15 protein-coding genes, 1 tRNA gene and 1 pseudogene are annotated in these 16,875 nt (G+C 62.3%); 6 read left to right on the top strand and 11 right to left on the bottom strand.

Annotated elements, in window-relative coordinates:
• Positions 1 to 142: 142 nt before the first annotated feature.
• Both ACIPZC_RS11885 and ACIPZC_RS11880 read left to right on the top strand, forming a co-directional pair.
• The gene (locus tag ACIPZC_RS11885) at positions 143 to 364 is read left to right on the top strand and encodes a YgdI/YgdR family lipoprotein (protein WP_012313545.1); all 222 of its coding nucleotides are present in this window, start codon (positions 143 to 145) and stop codon (positions 362 to 364) included.
• Between the two features lie 82 nt (positions 365 to 446).
• Positions 447 to 523 (top strand) — tRNA-Pro (locus tag ACIPZC_RS11880).
• Between the two features lie 53 nt (positions 524 to 576).
• On the opposite strand, the gene ACIPZC_RS11875 is transcribed toward ACIPZC_RS11880, so the two are convergent.
• From ACIPZC_RS11875 to ACIPZC_RS11865, 3 genes and pseudogenes are all read right to left on the bottom strand, one after another.
• The gene (locus ACIPZC_RS11875; RefSeq protein WP_400627248.1) at positions 577 to 1,290 is read right to left on the bottom strand and encodes a methyl-accepting chemotaxis protein; all 714 of its coding nucleotides are present in this window, start codon (positions 1,288 to 1,290) and stop codon (positions 577 to 579) included.
• A gap of 171 nt (positions 1,291 to 1,461) precedes the next feature.
• Positions 1,462 to 1,620, bottom strand: a pseudogene (locus ACIPZC_RS11870) (HAMP domain-containing protein); the annotation flags it as partial.
• Between the two features lie 763 nt (positions 1,621 to 2,383).
• Positions 2,384 to 4,147 (bottom strand): ABC transporter transmembrane domain-containing protein, encoded by a 1,764-nt coding sequence (locus ACIPZC_RS11865; protein WP_400627060.1) that lies wholly within the window; start codon positions 4,145 to 4,147, stop codon positions 2,384 to 2,386.
• Between the two features lie 203 nt (positions 4,148 to 4,350).
• Between ACIPZC_RS11865 and ACIPZC_RS11860 the strand changes: the two genes are divergently transcribed.
• Positions 4,351 to 4,524 carry a PA1571 family protein gene (locus ACIPZC_RS11860; RefSeq protein WP_241803147.1) on the top strand — a complete coding sequence of 58 codons (174 nt, stop codon included), beginning with the start codon at positions 4,351 to 4,353 and terminating at the stop codon, positions 4,522 to 4,524.
• A 68-nt stretch (positions 4,525 to 4,592) separates the two neighbouring features.
• On the opposite strand, the gene pdxB is transcribed toward ACIPZC_RS11860, so the two are convergent.
• The 3 genes from pdxB to rlmM form a co-directional block, all read right to left on the bottom strand.
• On the bottom strand, positions 4,593 to 5,735 hold the full coding sequence (gene pdxB / locus ACIPZC_RS11855; protein ID WP_241803146.1) for a 4-phosphoerythronate dehydrogenase PdxB: 1,143 nt from the start codon (positions 5,733 to 5,735) through the stop codon (positions 4,593 to 4,595).
• Between the two features lie 60 nt (positions 5,736 to 5,795).
• Positions 5,796 to 6,038, bottom strand: a complete 243-nt coding sequence (gene tusA / locus ACIPZC_RS11850; protein ID WP_012313540.1) for a sulfurtransferase TusA — start codon at positions 6,036 to 6,038, stop codon at positions 5,796 to 5,798.
• Between the two features lie 936 nt (positions 6,039 to 6,974).
• The gene (gene rlmM, locus ACIPZC_RS11845) at positions 6,975 to 8,042 is read right to left on the bottom strand and encodes a 23S rRNA (cytidine(2498)-2'-O)-methyltransferase RlmM (RefSeq protein ID WP_400627057.1); all 1,068 of its coding nucleotides are present in this window, start codon (positions 8,040 to 8,042) and stop codon (positions 6,975 to 6,977) included.
• A gap of 223 nt (positions 8,043 to 8,265) precedes the next feature.
• On the opposite strand from rlmM, the gene acnA reads away from it, so the two are divergent.
• Both acnA and ACIPZC_RS11835 read left to right on the top strand, forming a co-directional pair.
• On the top strand, positions 8,266 to 11,007 hold the full coding sequence (acnA, locus tag ACIPZC_RS11840; RefSeq protein ID WP_400627055.1) for an aconitate hydratase AcnA: 2,742 nt from the start codon (positions 8,266 to 8,268) through the stop codon (positions 11,005 to 11,007).
• A 258-nt stretch (positions 11,008 to 11,265) separates the two neighbouring features.
• Positions 11,266 to 12,831: a PAS domain-containing methyl-accepting chemotaxis protein gene (locus ACIPZC_RS11835; protein ID WP_267822239.1), complete on the top strand. Its 1,566-nt coding sequence runs from the start codon at positions 11,266 to 11,268 to the stop codon at positions 12,829 to 12,831.
• Between the two features lie 40 nt (positions 12,832 to 12,871).
• On the opposite strand, the gene ACIPZC_RS11830 is transcribed toward ACIPZC_RS11835, so the two are convergent.
• The 5 genes from ACIPZC_RS11830 to ACIPZC_RS11810 form a co-directional block, all read right to left on the bottom strand.
• On the bottom strand, positions 12,872 to 13,756 hold the full coding sequence (locus ACIPZC_RS11830) for a pseudouridine synthase (protein WP_400627053.1): 885 nt from the start codon (positions 13,754 to 13,756) through the stop codon (positions 12,872 to 12,874).
• Positions 13,757 to 13,807: 51 nt separating this feature from the next.
• On the bottom strand, positions 13,808 to 14,116 hold the full coding sequence (locus ACIPZC_RS11825; protein ID WP_267822235.1) for a transcriptional regulator: 309 nt from the start codon (positions 14,114 to 14,116) through the stop codon (positions 13,808 to 13,810).
• A gap of 71 nt (positions 14,117 to 14,187) precedes the next feature.
• Positions 14,188 to 14,619 carry a D-Ala-D-Ala carboxypeptidase family metallohydrolase gene (locus tag ACIPZC_RS11820; RefSeq protein WP_241803139.1) on the bottom strand — a complete coding sequence of 144 codons (432 nt, stop codon included), beginning with the start codon at positions 14,617 to 14,619 and terminating at the stop codon, positions 14,188 to 14,190.
• Positions 14,620 to 14,723: 104 nt separating this feature from the next.
• Entirely contained in the window at positions 14,724 to 14,963 is a 240-nt protein-coding gene (locus tag ACIPZC_RS11815) for a glutaredoxin family protein (RefSeq protein WP_241803138.1), read from the bottom strand.
• 73 nt (positions 14,964 to 15,036) lie between these two features.
• Positions 15,037 to 16,245, bottom strand: a complete 1,209-nt coding sequence (locus ACIPZC_RS11810; protein ID WP_241803137.1) for an ammonium transporter — start codon at positions 16,243 to 16,245, stop codon at positions 15,037 to 15,039.
• A gap of 314 nt (positions 16,246 to 16,559) precedes the next feature.
• On the opposite strand from ACIPZC_RS11810, the gene ACIPZC_RS11805 reads away from it, so the two are divergent.
• The gene (locus ACIPZC_RS11805) at positions 16,560 to 16,874 is read left to right on the top strand and encodes a YqjD family protein (RefSeq protein ID WP_012313531.1); all 315 of its coding nucleotides are present in this window, start codon (positions 16,560 to 16,562) and stop codon (positions 16,872 to 16,874) included.
• The last annotated feature ends 1 nt before the right edge of the window (position 16,875 follow it).

Genomic DNA, 16,875 nt, shown 5'->3' with positions numbered 1-16,875 from the left:
TTATATCACAGCCTGCCCTGCGGCAACTCCGACAGACCCAGGTCAATACCCTGGGTTTGGCGCTATGCTGCACTGTGCAAGGAACTTGCGCAGACGCCTTGCGTCTTAACGTCATCTAGCACCATCGCACTGGAGAAACACGATGATTAAACGGACCCTTCCCGCCTTCATGCTCGCCCTGGGCCTGGGCGCCCTCGCTGGCTGCGCCTCGCCGACCGTTATCACCCTGAACGACGGCCGCGAGATCCAGGCTGTGGACACTCCGTCCTTCGACGAGGACTCTGGCTTCTATGAGTTCGAGCAACTCGATGGCAAGCGTACACGCCTGAACAAAGACCAGGTTCGTACCGTCAAAGAGCTCTGATCGAACGCCCTGTTTCGGGCCTAAGGCCTTTTAACAACAAGGGCTTGCGTTCGAAAAAACCATGCAGTAGGATTTTGTTCATCGGAGTGTAGCGCAGCCAGGTAGCGCGTCTCGTTCGGGACGAGAAGGCCGCAGGTTCGAATCCTGTCTCTCCGACCAGATCCTTCAAAAAGCCCGCCATCGTGCGGGCTTTTTGCTGTGCGCGATCAGTACTACGCGGTAAGACGCGAAGTGACTTCACCCAACTGCCCCGACAGCCCATGCAGGCGCTGGCCAGCCTGCTCGGTGTGCTGCACTGCCTCCTGGTTGGCAGTGGCGATGCGGGTAATCTCGATCAGGTTACGCGAAATATCCTCGGCCACACTGGTCTGTTCCTCAGCTGCCGTGGCGATCTGCCGGTTCATGTCACGGATGGCTTCGACCGCGACGGTGATGCGCTGCAGCATCTGCCCTGCCTGCTGCACCTGCTCGGCACCCTCCTCGCTGCGCTGCTGCCCGCTTTCGATGGCCTTGACCGCCTCCACGGCACCAGACTGTACCGCCTCGATGATCTGATGGATTTCGGCGATCGACGCCGCCGTGCGCTGAGCCAGGCTACGCACCTCGTCGGCAACCACCGCAAAGCCGCGCCCGGCCTCACCCGCACGGGCCGCTTCGATGGCCGCATTGAGCGCCAGCAGGTTGGTCTGCTCGGCGATCCCACGGATCACTTCCAGCACCTTGCCGATGCGCGAACTGTCATTCTCAAGATCGCGGATTACCGCCGCAGTCCCTGCGATCTCCTGGTTGACCACGCCAATGATGTCGATGGTCTGCTGCATGACCTGCTCGCCGGCCTGGGCACTGTGGTCGGCTTCATCGGCCGCCCGCGCGGCTTCGGCGGCGTGACGGGCAACCTCTTGGGCAGTGGCGGACATCTCGTGCATCGCCGTCGCCACCTGATCGGTACGCTGGAACTGGTCATGGGTACCGCGCGCCATGTCGCCGGCGATGCTGCGCAGCTGGCCACTGGCGCCTTCGAGCTCTTGAGCATTGTCCTTGAGGCGGCCAACGGTGTCGGCAAGGAAATCACGCAAGGTATTGGCGGCACGCGCAAGGCGTCCCAGCTCATCCTCCCGACGGCTTTCGACCCGCGCCCCAAAGTGGCCTTGGCTCAGTTGGGCAACGTATTCGATCAACTGACTGATGGGCTCGATCAGGCTGCGGTTGACCCGCCACAGGCTGAGCAAACCCACCAACAGGGCCGAACCGAGCATCACCAGCATACCCAGCCATACCGTGCGCTCGGCACTGGCATTGATGCTGACGGCCCGCTCACGGGCGTCGGCGCGCAACTGCTCGACCAACGCGCTCATCTGCTCGCTGGCAGCACGGTCGACACCTTTGACCGCCAGATCGCCAGCGGCCGGGTCACCCCCTGCCGCCAGAAAAGCCTGGCGCCCCTGCGCGTAGGCCACGCCCAACTGCCGATGGCTGTCACGCAGCTGCTGCAAAGGCTCCTTGAGCTTCTGATCACTGCTGTCGATCAGCTGCCCAAGCAATTGCTGGACCTGCTGCTCACGGGCCTGGAACTGCTGCCAGTACTTCTCCAGTTCGGCCGGCTGACGGCCGCGCAGCAGCACGTTCTTCCACTCCTGCACCTGGATCTTGAACTGCAGGTTGGCTTCGTCGATCGATTGCGAGGCCTGCAGTGGTCCATCGACCAGCGTGGCATAGCTGCGCACACTGGAGGACAGAAACTGGAAGCACACCAAGGCAATCAGCAGCATCGCCACCAAGCTGCCGCCGAGCAGGGCAAGAATTTGTACTCTGAGGGATTTTCGCAACATCGCAGATCTCGGGAACAAGGATTGAGGAAACAGCGCGCCGCTGGCAGCGCCGCCACAGACGTCCATGTCCTCGTTCGCAGGCCAAAAAAAAGCTGCCATCGATCGATAGCAGCCAGGTCGAGCACTTACGCAACAGTTGAAGGGATACTCTCAAGCAATTGCTACAAAAATGTTACAAGCCTTGGGCGCGTCAAGCGTTGTTGAACTGCAGTGAGGCGAGCCTGGCGTACAAAGGGCTTTTTTCGAGCAGTTCACGGTGAGTACCCACTGCCACCAGGCGCCCCTTGTCGATGACTGCGATGCGGTCAGCATGCTGCACCGTGGCCAGGCGGTGGGCGATGACCAGCGTGGTGCGGCCCGCCATCAGGCTCGGCAGGGCCTGCTGGATCAAGTGTTCGCTCTGCGCATCGAGGGCGCTGGTGGCTTCGTCGAGCAGCAGGATCGGCGCATCCACCAGCAACGCTCGGGCAATCGCCAGGCGTTGCCGCTGCCCGCCCGACAGGCCAATACCGCCCTCGCCCAGTGGTGTCTGGTAACCCTGCGGCAATTGCCGGATGAACGCGTCGGCATGCGCGCCACGCGCCGCTGCCTCTACCTCGGCCAGGCTGGCCTCGGGGCGCCCATAGCGGATATTGGCCTCGACCGTAGCGCGGAACAGTGAAGGGTTCTGCGCTACCAGCGCGAACTGGCGGCGTAGATCGCCCAGCGCCAGGCTGGTGATTGGCTGGCCATCCACAAGGATGGCGCCCTGCTGAGGGTCGTAAAAACGCAGCAGCAAGTCGAACAGGGTCGATTTGCCGGCGCCGGATGGCCCCACCAGCGCCACGGTCTGGCCTGGCTCGATGACCAGGCTCAGGTTGTCGATGGCGGCGACCGATGGCCTGGAAGGGTAAGCGAATACCAGGTTCTTCAGCTCGATATGCCCGCCAGTGCCCTGCCGACGCAGCGCCAACGGCTGCTCGGGCTCGATGATGCTGCTGCGCGCGGCCAGCAGTTCGGCGATACGCTCGGCCGCACCGGCAGCGCGCTGCAGTTCGCCGATGACTTCGCTCAGCGTTCCGAAGGCACTGCCGACGATCAGGCTGTAAAACACGAAGGCTGCCAGTTCGCCTGCGGAGATGCGCCCGGCGATCACATCCGTGCCGCCGACCCATAACATCACCCCCACCGCGCCCAGCACCAGCACGATCACCAGGGTGATCAACCAGGCCCGCTGCGCGATGCGCTGACGCGCCACGGCGAAAGCCGCCTCAACCGTATCGGCGAACAGCTGGCGATCGAGCGCCTGGTGGTTGTACGCCTGCACGGTCTTGATCTGCCCCAGCGTCTCGGCCACATAGCTGCCCACATCCGCCACCCGGTCCTGGCTCTGCCGCGACAGGCTGCGCACGCGCCTGCCAAACAGCAGGATCGGTGCCAGTACCAACGGCAGGGCCACCACGACGATGCCGGTGAGCTTGGGGTTGGTGATGAAAAGCAGCACGACACCGCCGATCACCATGAGGGCGTTGCGCAGGAACATCGACAGCGATGAGCCGATGACCGCCTGCAGCAATGTGGTATCTGCGGTCAGCCGGGACTGGATCTCCGAGCTGCGGTTGTCTTCGAAAAAGCCAGGGTGCAGGCCTATCAGGTGATCGAAGACGGCGCGGCGAATATCGGCCACGCACCGCTCACCGATCCAGGAAACCAGGTAGAAGCGGCTGAATGTACCGACCGCCAGCGCCAACACCAAAAGCATGAACAGGCCGATGGTCTGATTGAGCTGGTGCACCGAACGGGTCATGAATCCCTGGTCCACCAATAGGCGGATACCCTGCCCTATGGACAGTGTTATGCCGGCGGTCACTACCAGAGCCAGCAGCGCCAACAGCGCTTGGCCACGGTATGGGCGCATGAATTGCCAGCAGAGAAACAAGGCGCGACGCTGACGTGAAGATACCGGTTCGGGCATGGCGATGGACCACAATGACAGTGAAACAGCAGCCTACCATTCATCCCGCCTGGCAGTGGCTATAGCCCATCGTTCTAAGCCATCGCTGGAGGTTTACCGCACTTTCTGGTGGACTGTAACTGCCGTGGCCTCCAAGCGCCGCTGTCACAGGCCAGTCACGGCACAGGTTTACCTTGATATTGGACCTGATGAGGAGACGTTAGATGAGCTTGCAGCATGGCAGCGACACCCAGAAGCCCCAGAACACCCCGCAACAGAAGGTCTGTGGTTCGATCATCGATGCCCAGGGGCGTGAAGTACCGATTACCGAGCAAATGATCCAGCAGGCCTGCAAGGACCTGGAAGCCAGCCGGGTGAAGAAGGTACAAAAGGGCTGAGTGAAGAATTGATTGAAACCCGGCGCTGGCGCCGGGTTTTTATTTGCCCGTGATGTTCTGCCTGCTCATCAAACGACCACTGCACCCAAGGCATTGGCCATCTGCACCAACTGCGCAGCCTCGCCTGGCAACCGCACCGCCAACCCTTCGATTTCACGGCGTGGCGGGTACTGTTTGCGCAAGAGGTCGAAGGCCGCGCGTTGTTCGGCCGCGTCGTCGCTCAGGCTGCGACGGAAATCGGCATCGTCGCGGCGCGGGTCGTACACCGCCCGGCACAAGGTCGCCAAGGCCCAGCCCAGGTCCGCTTCGCCATCGAACTCGATCTGCGCCAGTGGCGGTTTGGGCAGCAGATCCTGCAACTGCACGCGCTCGTCTTCACCCAGGAAGCGGCACAATGCCTGGTAGATCTGCGCCGTGCCGCGCTGGCGGCCATCGAGGCTGTAGCCGGCGATGTGCGGCGTGGCCAGGGTGCAGAGGTCGGCCAGTTGCAGGTCGACTTGGGGTTCGCCCTCCCATACATCGAGCACGGCGTGCACGTCTTCGCGGTCCAATAGCAGCTCTCGCAGGGCAAGGTTGTCGACCACCGGCCCACGGCTGGCGTTGATCAGCCATGCGCCAGGGCGCAGTTGCGCGAGCTGCGCTTGGCCCAGCAGGTGCCAGGTGGGGTGCTCGCCGTCACGCTGCAAGGGGGTATGCAGGCTGATCACATCGCATTGTTCAAGCACTGTTTGCAGGCTGACGAAATCGCCGCCTTCAGCCGCCTGGCGCAGCGGGTCGCAGACCAGCACCTTCCAGCCCATGCCGTGCAACACGCGCACCAGCCGGCCACCGACCTCCCCTGCGCCAACCACGCCATAGGTGCGCTGGGGCAGCGCCGCGCCGTCCAGGTCGGCGAGGGTCAGCAGGCTGCCGAGCACGTAGTCGACCACACCGCGGGCATTGCAGCCCGGCGCGCTGCTCCAGTGGATGCCCGCTTCGGCGAAGTAGTCCAGGTCCAGGTGGTCGGTGCCGATGGTGCAGGTGCCGACGAAGCGTACCTTGCTGCCTTCGAGCAGTTGCCGGTCGACTTTGGTCACCGAGCGCACCAGCAGGACGTCGGCTTCTTTGACGCTGGCGGCGTCCATGCTTCTGCCGGGGAAACGGCGGATCTCGCCGAAACCTTGGAAAAATGCATCGAGCAGCGGGATATTCTCGTCGGCAACTATCAGCATGGCGCTCTCCTGTCTGGGGAACGCAGTGTAGGTGCTATGCCCGGCACGATCCAGCGTGGATCAGTCGGCTTTCTTGCGAATCCAGTACAGGTAGGTACCGGCTTCTTCCTGCTGCTGGAGCAGTTCGTGGCCGAGGAAGTTGCAGAACTTGGGGATGTCGCGGCGGGTGGAGGGATCGGTGGCGATGACCTTGAGCAGGCCGCCGGCGGCCAGATTGCGTACGTGGGTGTGCAGCATCATCACCGGTTCTGGGCAGTTCAGGCCAGTGGCATCGAGGATGGCGTCGGGGGTGAAGTCTGTCATGGGTGGCTCCGCAAATGATCGCTATTGTGGCGCATAGCGCGGCACGCACCAATACCCACCCGCCCCTGCGCTGCAAGCGCAATGTCCCTCGCCTTCGCCGCGACCTCGCCTGTGCCTGTGCCTGTGCCTGTGCCTTTGCCTTTGCCTTTGCTTTTGCCTTTGCTTTTGCCTTTGCTTTTGCTTTTAAGCGCGCGGTAGTTCAGGCACCGCAGATTGCGACTTCAGGAGGCCGAGCGCAGGTCTTGCGGAGGGAGGTGACGGGCATGGATGCCCGTCAAGCGCTTCGGCCCATGGATGGGCCGTGAGCGCGGTCCTCCCGGGAGCAAGGCCGGAGCGAGGGAACCCCGAAGCGCAGCGTAGGGGCCGGATGATAGGAGCCAGCCTTTTTTGGTTACTTTTTGGGGCGTTTGCCAAAAAGTGACCCGCCGTAAGGGCGGAAAGGTGAGTGAGCGTCGCCACAGCAAATGGATATGCCCAGATGAATAAAAACCCCAGCATAAGCTTTGGCTTCTGGCTTCTGGCTTGCGGCTTGTGGCTTGTGGCTTGTGGCTTGTGGCTTGTGGCTTGTGGCTTGTGGCTTTCAGCTAGCGTGAATATCCATTTGCCGAGGAGGCGCTGAATCACCTTTCCGCCCTTACGGCGGGTCCCTTTTTGTCTTGGCAAAAAGGAACCAAAAACCGCCCGCTCCCATCATCCGGCCCCTACGCTTCGCTTCGGGGTTCCCTCACTCCGGCCTTGCTCCCGGGAGGACCGCGCTCACGGCCCATCCATGGGCCGAAGCGCTTGACGGGCATCCATGCCCGTCACCTCCCTCCGCAAGACCTCCGTTCGGCCTCCTGAAGTCGCAATCTGCAGCGTCTGATCTACCGCGCACTGAAAAGCAAAAAGCAAAAGCAGAAGCAGAAGCAGAACAGCGGCAGCGGCAGCGGCAGCGGCTTATTTTCGCGGTTTCAGGTCCAGCCTGCGCAGATGGCAGGTCACTTCCTCACGGTCGTGATACAGCTGCTTGCAGGCAATCGAAACCTTGACCTTGCCCGCCTTGAAGGTCGCCTCCATGCGGTCCAGCAGCCGACGCACTTCGGCATATCGCTGCTTCATCGGCAATTTCAGATTGACCACCGCCTCCCGGCACAAGCCCTCCCCCAACCAAGTCTCGATCAACGCAGTGGTACGCGCAGGCTTCTCGACGATATCGCAGACCATCCAGTCCACCGGTTGCTTGGGCTGCCAGGTGAAGCCATCGGCCATCAAGTGTTGCACCAAGCCAGTGTCCATCAAACTCTCGGCCATCGGCCCGTTGTCGATCGCAGTGACCAGCATGCCCCGGCGTACCAGTTGGTAAGTCCAGCCACCCGGCGATGCCCCAAGATCAACCCCGGTCATGTCATCGCCCAACCGCTGCTCCCACTGCTCGCGCGGAATGAACTGGTGCCACGCCTCTTCAAGCTTCAACGTCGAACGGCTCGGCGCCTCCCGCGGGAATTTCAAGCGAGGAATGCCCATCGGCCACAGCGCACTGTTGTTCGCATCGGCAACGCCAACGAATACCCGACGACCACTGATGAACGTCAGCAACAGCCGAGGCAGGCTGGCGTTATCGACCAAGCGCCCGGCTTTTTCCAACGCCTTGCGCAGCGGCACCTCGAACTTGCGGCAAAACGTCGACAGCTCCTTGCCATCATTGCTGTCGAGCACCTCCAGCCACAGGCTGCCAAACACCGGCAATGCCCGCAGATGCTCGAGCAACACGCTGACCCGATCGGTCTCAGGCAGTTCGATGTAGCTCCCACGCGCCCACTGCCGCGGGAAGATCAGTTGAGCAAAGCGCAACTGCGCCATCAACCGCTGCGCACCGTCGGCTTCGGCGCAGACAAACTCGGCGCAGGCGCTCTGCGGCTTGCCTTTGGCATAACCGGCAACCCCCAGGCGGGCAGCGTGCTCGCTGATCTCCGCGCAGACCTCGCCCTCGAACCCGGGCCGGCTATGCATGAACAGGGTATTCATCTCTCACTCCACTACGGCTGACGCACCAAAGGCGCCGGCAGGGCGGCGATGATAAAGGAAGATCGGAACCTGCGACATGCCCCGCCGGTCCAGAATAGGGTCAGGGCAGACAAACCGGTCTAACCTGACTCTTCAGCCAGGTCCGTACCGTGCGGGCCGAAACACCGCGGTGACACCGGCATCAACCAGCCAATGCCGGGCACCGGTGCATAAGGAGTTGGCAATGCCCTCGCTCGATAGCCTGAACACCCTCAAAACCCTCAAAGTGGCCGATCAGACCTACCACTACTACAGCCTTGCCGAAGCGGCACGACAGCTCGGAGACCTGCAGCGCCTGCCCATGTCGCTCAAGGTGCTGCTGGAAAACCTGCTGCGCTGGGAAGACGGCAAGACGGTCAGCAGCGACGACCTGCGCTCGCTCGCCGACTGGCTGCAAGACCGTCGTTCCGATCGCGAAATCCAATACCGCCCGGCGCGGGTACTGATGCAGGATTTCACCGGCGTGCCAGCGGTCGTCGACCTGGCGGCCATGCGCGCTGCCATGGCCAAGGCCGGGGGCGACCCACAGCGAATCAACCCGCTGTCGCCTGTGGATCTGGTGATCGACCACTCGGTGATGGTCGACCGCTACGCCACCCCCAAGGCGTTCAGTGAAAACGTCGACATCGAGATGCAACGCAACGGTGAACGGTACGCCTTTCTGCGCTGGGGCCAGAGCGCGTTCGACAACTTCCGCGTAGTGCCGCCGGGCACCGGCATCTGCCACCAGGTCAACCTGGAGTACCTGGGCCGTACGGTATGGACCCGTGAGGCCGACGGGCGCACCTATGCGTTCCCAGACACCTTGGTCGGCACCGACTCGCACACCACCATGATCAACGGCTTGGGCGTGCTCGGCTGGGGGGTGGGCGGGATCGAAGCGGAGGCTGCCATGCTCGGCCAGCCAGTATCGATGCTGATCCCGGAAGTGATCGGTTTCAAGCTTACCGGCAAGCTGCGCGAAGGCATTACCGCCACCGACCTGGTGCTGACCGTGACCCAGATGCTGCGCAAGAAAGGCGTGGTCGGCAAGTTCGTCGAATTCTACGGTGACGGCCTGGCCGACCTGCCCTTGGCCGACCGTGCCACCATTGCCAACATGGCGCCGGAATACGGCGCGACCTGTGGCTTCTTCCCCGTCGATGAGGTCACCTTGGACTACCTGCGCCTTTCGGGTAGGCCGCAGCAAACGGTGCAACTGGTCGAACAGTACTGCAAGACACAAGGCCTGTGGCGCCTGCCAGGCCAGGAACCGCTGTTCACCGATACCCTGGCCTTGGACATGGGTGACGTCGAAGCAAGCCTGGCCGGGCCCAAGCGCCCGCAGGACCGCGTTGCGCTCGGCCAGGTCAGCCAAGCGTTCGACCACTTCATCGAACTGCAGCCCAAACCGCTGGCCAAAGAAGTCGGCCGCCTGGAAAGCGAAGGCGGTGGCGGTGTAGCGGTGGGCAACGCCGACCAGGCCCGGGAGATCGACTACAGCCACCAAGGCCAGACCTATACCCTGCGCGACGGCGCCGTGGTGATTGCCGCCATTACCTCCTGCACCAACACCTCCAACCCCAGCGTGATGATGGCGGCTGGCCTGGTGGCGAAAAAGGCGCTGGAGAAAGGGCTACAGCGCAAACCCTGGGTGAAGAGCTCGCTGGCACCTGGTTCCAAGGTGGTCACCGACTATTACAACGCCGCCGGGCTCACCCCTTACCTGGACCAACTGGGTTTCGACCTGGTCGGCTACGGCTGTACCACCTGTATCGGCAACTCCGGCCCACTGGACGAGGCCATCGAGAACGCCATCGGTAGCGCCGACCTGACCGTGGCCTCGGTACTGTCGGGCAACCGCAACTTCGAAGGCCGGGTGCACCCGCTGGTCAAGACCAACTGGCTGGCCTCGCCACCCTTGGTGGTGGCCTACGCGCTGGCCGGCAGCGTGCGCCTGGACCTTACCCGTGACCCACTGGGCACAGGCAAGGACGGGCAGCCCGTGTACCTGCGCGACATCTGGCCCAGCCAGCAGGAAATCGCCGACGCCGTGGCCAAGGTCGACACGGCGATGTTCCACAAGGAGTACGCCGAAGTATTCGCAGGTGATGCGCAGTGGCAAGCGATCGAAGTGCCGCAGGCGGCCACCTACGTGTGGCAGGACGACTCCACCTATATCCAGCACCCTCCGTTCTTCGACGGCATTGGCGGGCCACTGCCGGTGATCGAGAACATCCAGGGCGCGCGCATTCTCGCCCTGCTTGGCGATTCGGTGACGACCGACCACATCTCCCCCGCCGGCAACATCAAGGTCGACAGCCCGGCCGGGCGCTACCTGCGCGAAAAAGGCGTGGAACCTCATGACTTCAACTCGTACGGGTCACGCCGGGGCAACCATGAGGTGATGATGCGTGGCACCTTCGCCAACATCCGTATCCGCAACGAAATGCTCGCCGGTGAAGAAGGCGGCAACACGTTGTACGTACCCACCGGGGAAAAGCTCTCGATCTACGACGCGGCCATGCGCTACCAGGCTCAAGGCACACCACTGGTGGTGATCGCCGGCCAGGAGTACGGCACCGGCTCCAGCCGCGACTGGGCAGCCAAGGGCACCAACCTGCTGGGGGTCAAAGCGGTACTGGCGGAGAGTTTCGAGCGCATCCACCGCTCCAACCTGGTCGGCATGGGCGTGCTGCCGTTGCAGTTCAAAGCCGGGCACGATCGCAAGCAACTCGGGCTCACCGGCAAAGAGCAAATCGACATCCTAGGCTTGACCGGGGCTCAGGTAAAACCCGGCATGACCCTGCAACTGCGCATCACCCGTGAGGACGGGCAGCAGCAAGACATCGAGGTGCTGTGCCGGATCGATACGGTCAATGAAGTGGAATACTTCAAAGCCGGCGGCATCTTGCACTATGTATTGCGGCAACTGATCGCCAGCTGAAACCCAGTGACCGGGGCGCACATGCGCCCCTTTTTGTTTCCGCGGCTGGCGCTTGGCCTGCCAATCGGTCATGATTTGACCCGCACGTCATCATCTGCAATACATCGCCAATAGTGGCGCCTTCTTTCGCGAACGTGCCAGGCTGCTAACGCAATCACAGCCGCCTGTTCCTGCGCCAGATCAACGAAATTAAATCTCCATTCAATAAAAACTCTGGCTTGCCGATATCTGTCGAAAGCCTTGCGGATTACTCAGCCCATGCGTAACAACCAGCCGATCACTCAACGGGAAAGGACTTTCCCTGCCCAACAACGCTTGATCTCGACCACCAATGCCAAGGGTGTGATCACCTATTGCAATGATGCGTTCGTCGAGATCAGCGGCTTCACGCGCGAGGAACTGGTCGGCGCACCGCACAACCTGGTACGCCACCCGGATGTGCCCCCTGCGGTGTTCGCCCACATGTGGCAGACCCTCAAGCAAGGCCAGCCTTGGATGGGTATCGTCAAGAACCGCTGCAAGTCGGGTGACCATTACTGGGTCAACGCCTATGTCACGCCGATCTTCGACAACAATCAGGTGACCGGTTTCGAGTCGGTGCGGGTCAAGCCCACCGCCGAGCAGATCCGCCGCGCCGAAGCCCTGTACCAGCGCATCAACCAGGGCAAACCCGCCGTTCCGCGCCGTGACAAGTGGCTGCCAGTGCTGCAGGACTGGCTGCCCTTCATCCTGGTCAGCCAGGTCGGTTTCCTGATCGGTAACTGGCTCGGGCATTCCTGGGGCTTCGCCCTGGCCGCCGCCCTGTCGGTGCCGCTCGGCCTGCTGGGCCTGGGCTGGCAACAACGCGGCCTCAAACGCCTGCTGCGCCTGGCCGAACAGACCACTTCCGACCCATTGATCGCGCAGATGTTCACCGACAGCCGTGGCGTTCAGGCGCGCCTGGAAATGGCCCTGCTCAGCCAGGACGCGCGCATGAAAACCTGCCTGACCCGCCTGCAGGACAGCGCCGAACACCTCAGCGATCAGGCACGCCAGTCCGATGTCCTGGCCCATAAGAGCTCCTCGGGGCTGGAGCGCCAGCGGGTCGAGACCGAGCAGGTTGCCGCTGCCGTCAACCAGATGGCCGCCACGACCCAAGAGGTGGCCAACCATGTACAGCGCACTGCCGATGCCACGCAGGAAGCCAACCGCCTGACCAGCCAGGGCCGGCAGATCGCCGGTGAAACCCGCGACGCCATCGAGCGCCTGTCGGCGGCCGTGGGTGAAACCGGCGAAACCGTGACACAACTGGCCAAGGACAGCGACGAAATCGGTGGCGTGGTCGATGTGATCAAGGGCATTGCCGACCAGACCAACCTGCTGGCACTGAACGCCGCCATCGAAGCGGCCCGCGCTGGCGAGATGGGCCGTGGCTTCGCCGTGGTAGCCGATGAAGTGCGCCAGCTGGCCCAGCGCACCGCTGAGTCCACAGGGCAGATCCATGGCCTGATTGCCAAGCTGCAACAGACGGCCAACAACGCCGTGCTCACCATGGAGTCTGGCCATCGCCAGGCTCAGGAGGGCGTAGAACGTGTGATGCAGGCGGACCAGGCGTTGGTGGGGATCAGCGAGGCGGTGGCCAACATTACCGACATGGCGACCCAGATCGCAGCAGCCACTGAAGAGCAGACTGCCGTGGCCGATGAGATCAGCCGCAACATCAGCACGATCGCCGAACTGGCCGACCAGACAGCCGAACAGGCGCAGCACTCTGCACAGCTCAGCGAAGCATTGACCACTACCGCCGGTGGCCAATACTCACTGGTGGAGCGCTTCAACCGCTGACAACACAGCGCCCCTTCGCGGCACTAACCGTGAAGGGGCACTACCAACCGAGGGTCAGGCGGCTCTCGAAAAACCGCTCCTCCCCCGTCAACGGGTCGGCAAAGCGCAAGCTGTGGGCCAGCAGCTTCAATGGCCGCTGGTAATCATCTTCCACCTCGAGAAGCGCTGGATAGAACGGGTCGTTACAAATCCCCGCCCCCAGTGCAGCCATGTGCACCCGCAGTTGATGGGTCTTGCCGGTCACCGGCGAAAGGCCGTAGCGCCACAACTCCCCCCGCTTCTCCAGCACCTCGGCCAGGGTTTCGCTGTTATCGTCGCCCTGTACCTCATGCATACGGAAAAACGGCTCGCCATGTACCAGGCGGCTTTTATGCACCCGCGGAAAATCATGCTGGGGCAAGGCTGGGGCGATGGCCTGATAGCGTTTGTCGATACGACGCTCGGGAAACAGACGCTGGTACGCACTGCGGGTTTGCGGGTTGGCCGAGAACAACACCAGCCCTGCGGTATGCCGATCGATGCGGTGCAACGGCACCAGGTGAGGGTTGTCCAGACGCCGGATCAGACGGCGCAGCAAAGTCTGTTCGACATATTCACCGGTCGGCGTAACCGGCAGAAAATGCGGTTTGTCGGCCACCACCAGATGCTCGTCCACATGCAGGATGGTTTCCTGAACCGGGATCGGCCGCTCGTTGGGCACCTCGCGAAAATAGTGCAGACGCATGCCGCGGCGGTAAGGCAGGTCGGCTGCGACCGCCCGGCCTTCGGCGTCTAGCACTCGGCCACGAGCAAAACGGTCAAGCCACTGGGCACGCTCGATCGCCTTGAAATGGTCGCACAGGCAATCAAGTACCGTCGCCCAGTTGCCAGGTGGCAGGCACACCGTGCTGGCTTGCTGGCGGGCGGGGTCGAATGGCGTGGTCATGGCGAGACTCGGGGCAGGCTGGGCCGGGCATTATCCCCCAACCCCGCCAGCTCAACCAGCCTGGACCACGGCCTCGCTGCGTGCCTTCAGCCAGCGCAGAACCTGCACCGGCTCCCAGCGGCCTGGATCATAGAGCGCATACAGCAAGCCTTGGTAACCCACCACATCCAACCCTCGATGGTACCCGGCCCGCTGAAACAGGGCCTCGATCTCGGCGAAGCAGGTGTTGAAATGGACCTTGCCGAACGGCGTACGGTCATCGGTGACCAGGCCTTCGAGGCGCAGTTCCAGCACGGCGTCACATACCCGCTCCACCGGCATGCGGTTGACGCTGTACTTGAGTTGCTCGACATTGAGCATGGGCTTACCTCGATACTGTATTTATATACAGCATACGAACTTGCACACCCCGCCGTCAATTGATCCGCGCCTCACCGCAAACCTGGCAGGTAGCCTGTGCCCCTGCGGATGGTCAGCACTTCACGACGCGGCACGTCCGGGGTTACCGACAGGTGGACCCAACTGTCGAACTCGAGGATCATCTGGTCGAAATTCACTGCACTTGCGCTCACCCGGCGGACCACCTCCCGATTACTGATGCCGAATATCTTGAAATCTGCAGCCAGCCCGTGCAGGTGCTGGCTACGCGAAGAGCCGCCTATACGTTTGTTCAGCGCGGGTGAGCGGTAACCACTGCTGACGATCACCGGCAGACCGAACAATGCTCGAACCTGCTCAAGGGCGTGACAGAGTAGATGAAGGTTACTGATGACTTGCTGCGGTGGCGTATTGTCCAGCCCTTCGCGAGAGGCGACCTGCGAGGCAACCATCTCTTCCAGGGTAAAGTTTGGTGTGATGAACATGACTGCATTCTCGACGATGATGAAGTACCGGCGTCTGTCGCCGGTACGGCATCTTCGAGCAACAACTCAGCGCATGCAGGCAGGCGATGCTTCCCCTGCCGCCATCATTGCGCGAGGAAGGCCACGACCTGTTCAGGATCGAACGGCCAAAGCAGCTCCGCCGAAGTATCGCAACGACGCAATACGGGAATGATCAGCCCGTAGCGCTCGAACAGCGCCTCGCTGTCGGCGATATCGACCAGCTCGACCAGCAGACCATGATCGACGAAAGGCATGAGCACAGCTTCGGCCACTTCGCACAAGTGGCACCCGACGGTGCCGAAGAGTTGGCATTCAGGCAGCATGGGGCGAGACCCGGTTTGGCGTGGATGAGAAGCCTATTCTAGGTCGCTACCGCCCCATGTGCACCTGACTCGCTCAATCCTGGCTGGTGGCACCGATGCGGTGCAGCGACAGGTCGGCGCCCTGGAACTCCTGCTCATGGCTCAGGCGCAGACCGAGGACCGCACGGATCAGCCCGTACACCACAAAGCCGCCAAGCAGCGCGATCAGCACCCCTGACAGGCTCCCGATCAACTGGCTGATCAGGCTGACACCGCCCATACCGCCTAGGCTCGCCTGCCCGAAGATGCCACAGGCGATCCCGCCCCATACGCCGCACAGCCCGTGCAATGGCCACACGCCCAGTACATCGTCGATCTTCCAGCGGTTTTGCGCGGCAGTGAAGCTCCACACGAACAACACGCCCGCCACTAGGCCAGTAGCCAGCGCACCGAGCGGATGCATCAGGTCCGAACCTGCACAAATCGCCACCAGCCCAGCCAGCGGCCCGTTGTGCAGGAAACCCGGGTCGTTGCGCCCGGCCAACAAGGCGGCCAGGGTGCCGCCGACCATGGCCATCAGCGAATTGATCGCCACCAGGCCACTGACGCCTTGCAAGGTCTGCGCGCTCATGACGTTGAAGCCGAACCAGCCGATGATCAGGATCCACGAGCCCAGTGCCAGGAACGGAATGCTCGATGGCGCGAAGGCCACCAGCCGACCCTCACGGTACCGCCCCCGCCGAGCCCCAAGCAGCAGCACTGCCACCAGTGCCAGCCAGCCGCCCATCGCATGCACCACCACCGACCCTGCGAAATCATGGAACGGCGCACCGAAGCGCGCCTGCAGCCATGCCTGAGCACCGAAGTTGCCATTCCATACCACGCCCTCGAAGAACGGGTAAATGAAGGCTACGATCAACGCTGTGGCACACAGCTGAGGCACGAACCGCGCACGCTCGGCGATGCCCCCGGAGATGATCGCCGGTATCGCTGCTGCGAACGTCAGCAGGAAAAAGCACTTGACCAGCGCATAGCCGTGGTCGGCGGCCAGTTGGGATGCCGGGGCCAGAAAACTCGCACCATAGGCAACCCAGTAACCGATGAAGAAGTACACCAGCGCCGAGATGGCGAAATCGCTGAGTATCTTCGACAAGGCATTGACCTGGTTCTTGTGGCGCACGGTGCCCACTTCGAGAAACGCGAAGCCCGCGTGCATGGCAAGCACCAGAATGGCGCCCATGAGGATGAAAAGTGTATTGGAGCCGTGGACCAGGGTGTCCATGGCGCTGTGCATGTTGTCCATGAAAAGGCAGACCTGACTGAAAAAAGGCACCAGGACAGTTCAAGAACCTGCATCCATGCACCGGATCGGTGCCAGCCCACTGCCCGGGTACGGTGAACCGAGCGAAGCCTGCGTGGTTTTTCTTGGGTTTGTCGTGGATTGGGTTAAGGTTTATCGGTATATGCCGGGGTCGTTGCCCTTTATCGGCGCACCGCTGCGGTTTACGCCCCGCGTTGTGGCAATCTTCTTTAGCAAGGCCCATACCAGCAACGGAACTGAACCTTCAGCGCACAGCGAAACTCGAATGACCTACACATCGACACAGGGAGAGCACCATGGCCAGCAAATCGGCAAAGACTGCACAAGAGATATTGATGGCGGACTTTCAGGCTTTGGTCCGTGACACAGAGAAGCTCCTGGCCGACACCGCCAATCTGGCGGGCGACCAGGCCGATGAGCTGCGTGAGCAGATTCACGAGCGCCTTACCCAGGCCCGAGAAACCTTGCAACTGACCCAGGAGTCGGTACGTGAGCGGGGCCAGGCGGCCTTGGGCAGTGCCGAGCACTACGTACAGGAAAACCCTTGGCAGGCCATCGGCATTGCCGCAGGTGTCGGCCTGCTGATTGGCCTGTTGGCCAATCGGCGTTAAG

The organism is Pseudomonas sp. NPDC089743 (assembly GCF_044748785.1).
Lineage (GTDB): Bacteria > Pseudomonadota > Gammaproteobacteria > Pseudomonadales > Pseudomonadaceae > Aquipseudomonas > Aquipseudomonas putida_X.
Note: the sequence above shows the minus strand (reverse complement) of the source record. Positions and strands in the feature narration are given on the sequence as shown.

Excerpts from the sequence above, each read along its gene's own strand:
- rlmM (WP_400627057.1), bottom strand. The coding sequence starts at position 8,042 with ATGAATACCCTGTTCATGCATAGCCGGCCCGGGTTCGAGGGCGAGGTC.
- ACIPZC_RS11830 (WP_400627053.1), bottom strand. The coding sequence starts at position 13,756 with ATGACCACGCCATTCGACCCCGCCCGCCAGCAAGCCAGCACGGTGTGC.
- tusA (WP_012313540.1), bottom strand. The coding sequence starts at position 6,038 with ATGACAGACTTCACCCCCGACGCCATCCTCGATGCCACTGGCCTGAAC.
- ACIPZC_RS11805 (WP_012313531.1), top strand. The coding sequence starts at position 16,560 with ATGGCCAGCAAATCGGCAAAGACTGCACAAGAGATATTGATGGCGGAC.
- ACIPZC_RS11860 (WP_241803147.1), top strand. The coding sequence starts at position 4,351 with ATGAGCTTGCAGCATGGCAGCGACACCCAGAAGCCCCAGAACACCCCG.
- pdxB (WP_241803146.1), bottom strand. The coding sequence starts at position 5,735 with ATGCTGATAGTTGCCGACGAGAATATCCCGCTGCTCGATGCATTTTTC.
- ACIPZC_RS11875 (WP_400627248.1), bottom strand. The coding sequence starts at position 1,290 with ATGCACGAGATGTCCGCCACTGCCCAAGAGGTTGCCCGTCACGCCGCC.
- ACIPZC_RS11825 (WP_267822235.1), bottom strand. The coding sequence starts at position 14,116 with ATGCTCAATGTCGAGCAACTCAAGTACAGCGTCAACCGCATGCCGGTG.
- ACIPZC_RS11810 (WP_241803137.1), bottom strand. The coding sequence starts at position 16,245 with ATGGACAACATGCACAGCGCCATGGACACCCTGGTCCACGGCTCCAAT.
- acnA (WP_400627055.1), top strand. The coding sequence starts at position 8,266 with ATGCCCTCGCTCGATAGCCTGAACACCCTCAAAACCCTCAAAGTGGCC.
- ACIPZC_RS11835 (WP_267822239.1), top strand. The coding sequence starts at position 11,266 with ATGCGTAACAACCAGCCGATCACTCAACGGGAAAGGACTTTCCCTGCC.
- ACIPZC_RS11820 (WP_241803139.1), bottom strand. The coding sequence starts at position 14,619 with ATGTTCATCACACCAAACTTTACCCTGGAAGAGATGGTTGCCTCGCAG.
- ACIPZC_RS11885 (WP_012313545.1), top strand. The coding sequence starts at position 143 with ATGATTAAACGGACCCTTCCCGCCTTCATGCTCGCCCTGGGCCTGGGC.
- ACIPZC_RS11815 (WP_241803138.1), bottom strand. The coding sequence starts at position 14,963 with ATGCTGCCTGAATGCCAACTCTTCGGCACCGTCGGGTGCCACTTGTGC.
- ACIPZC_RS11865 (WP_400627060.1), bottom strand. The coding sequence starts at position 4,147 with ATGCCCGAACCGGTATCTTCACGTCAGCGTCGCGCCTTGTTTCTCTGC.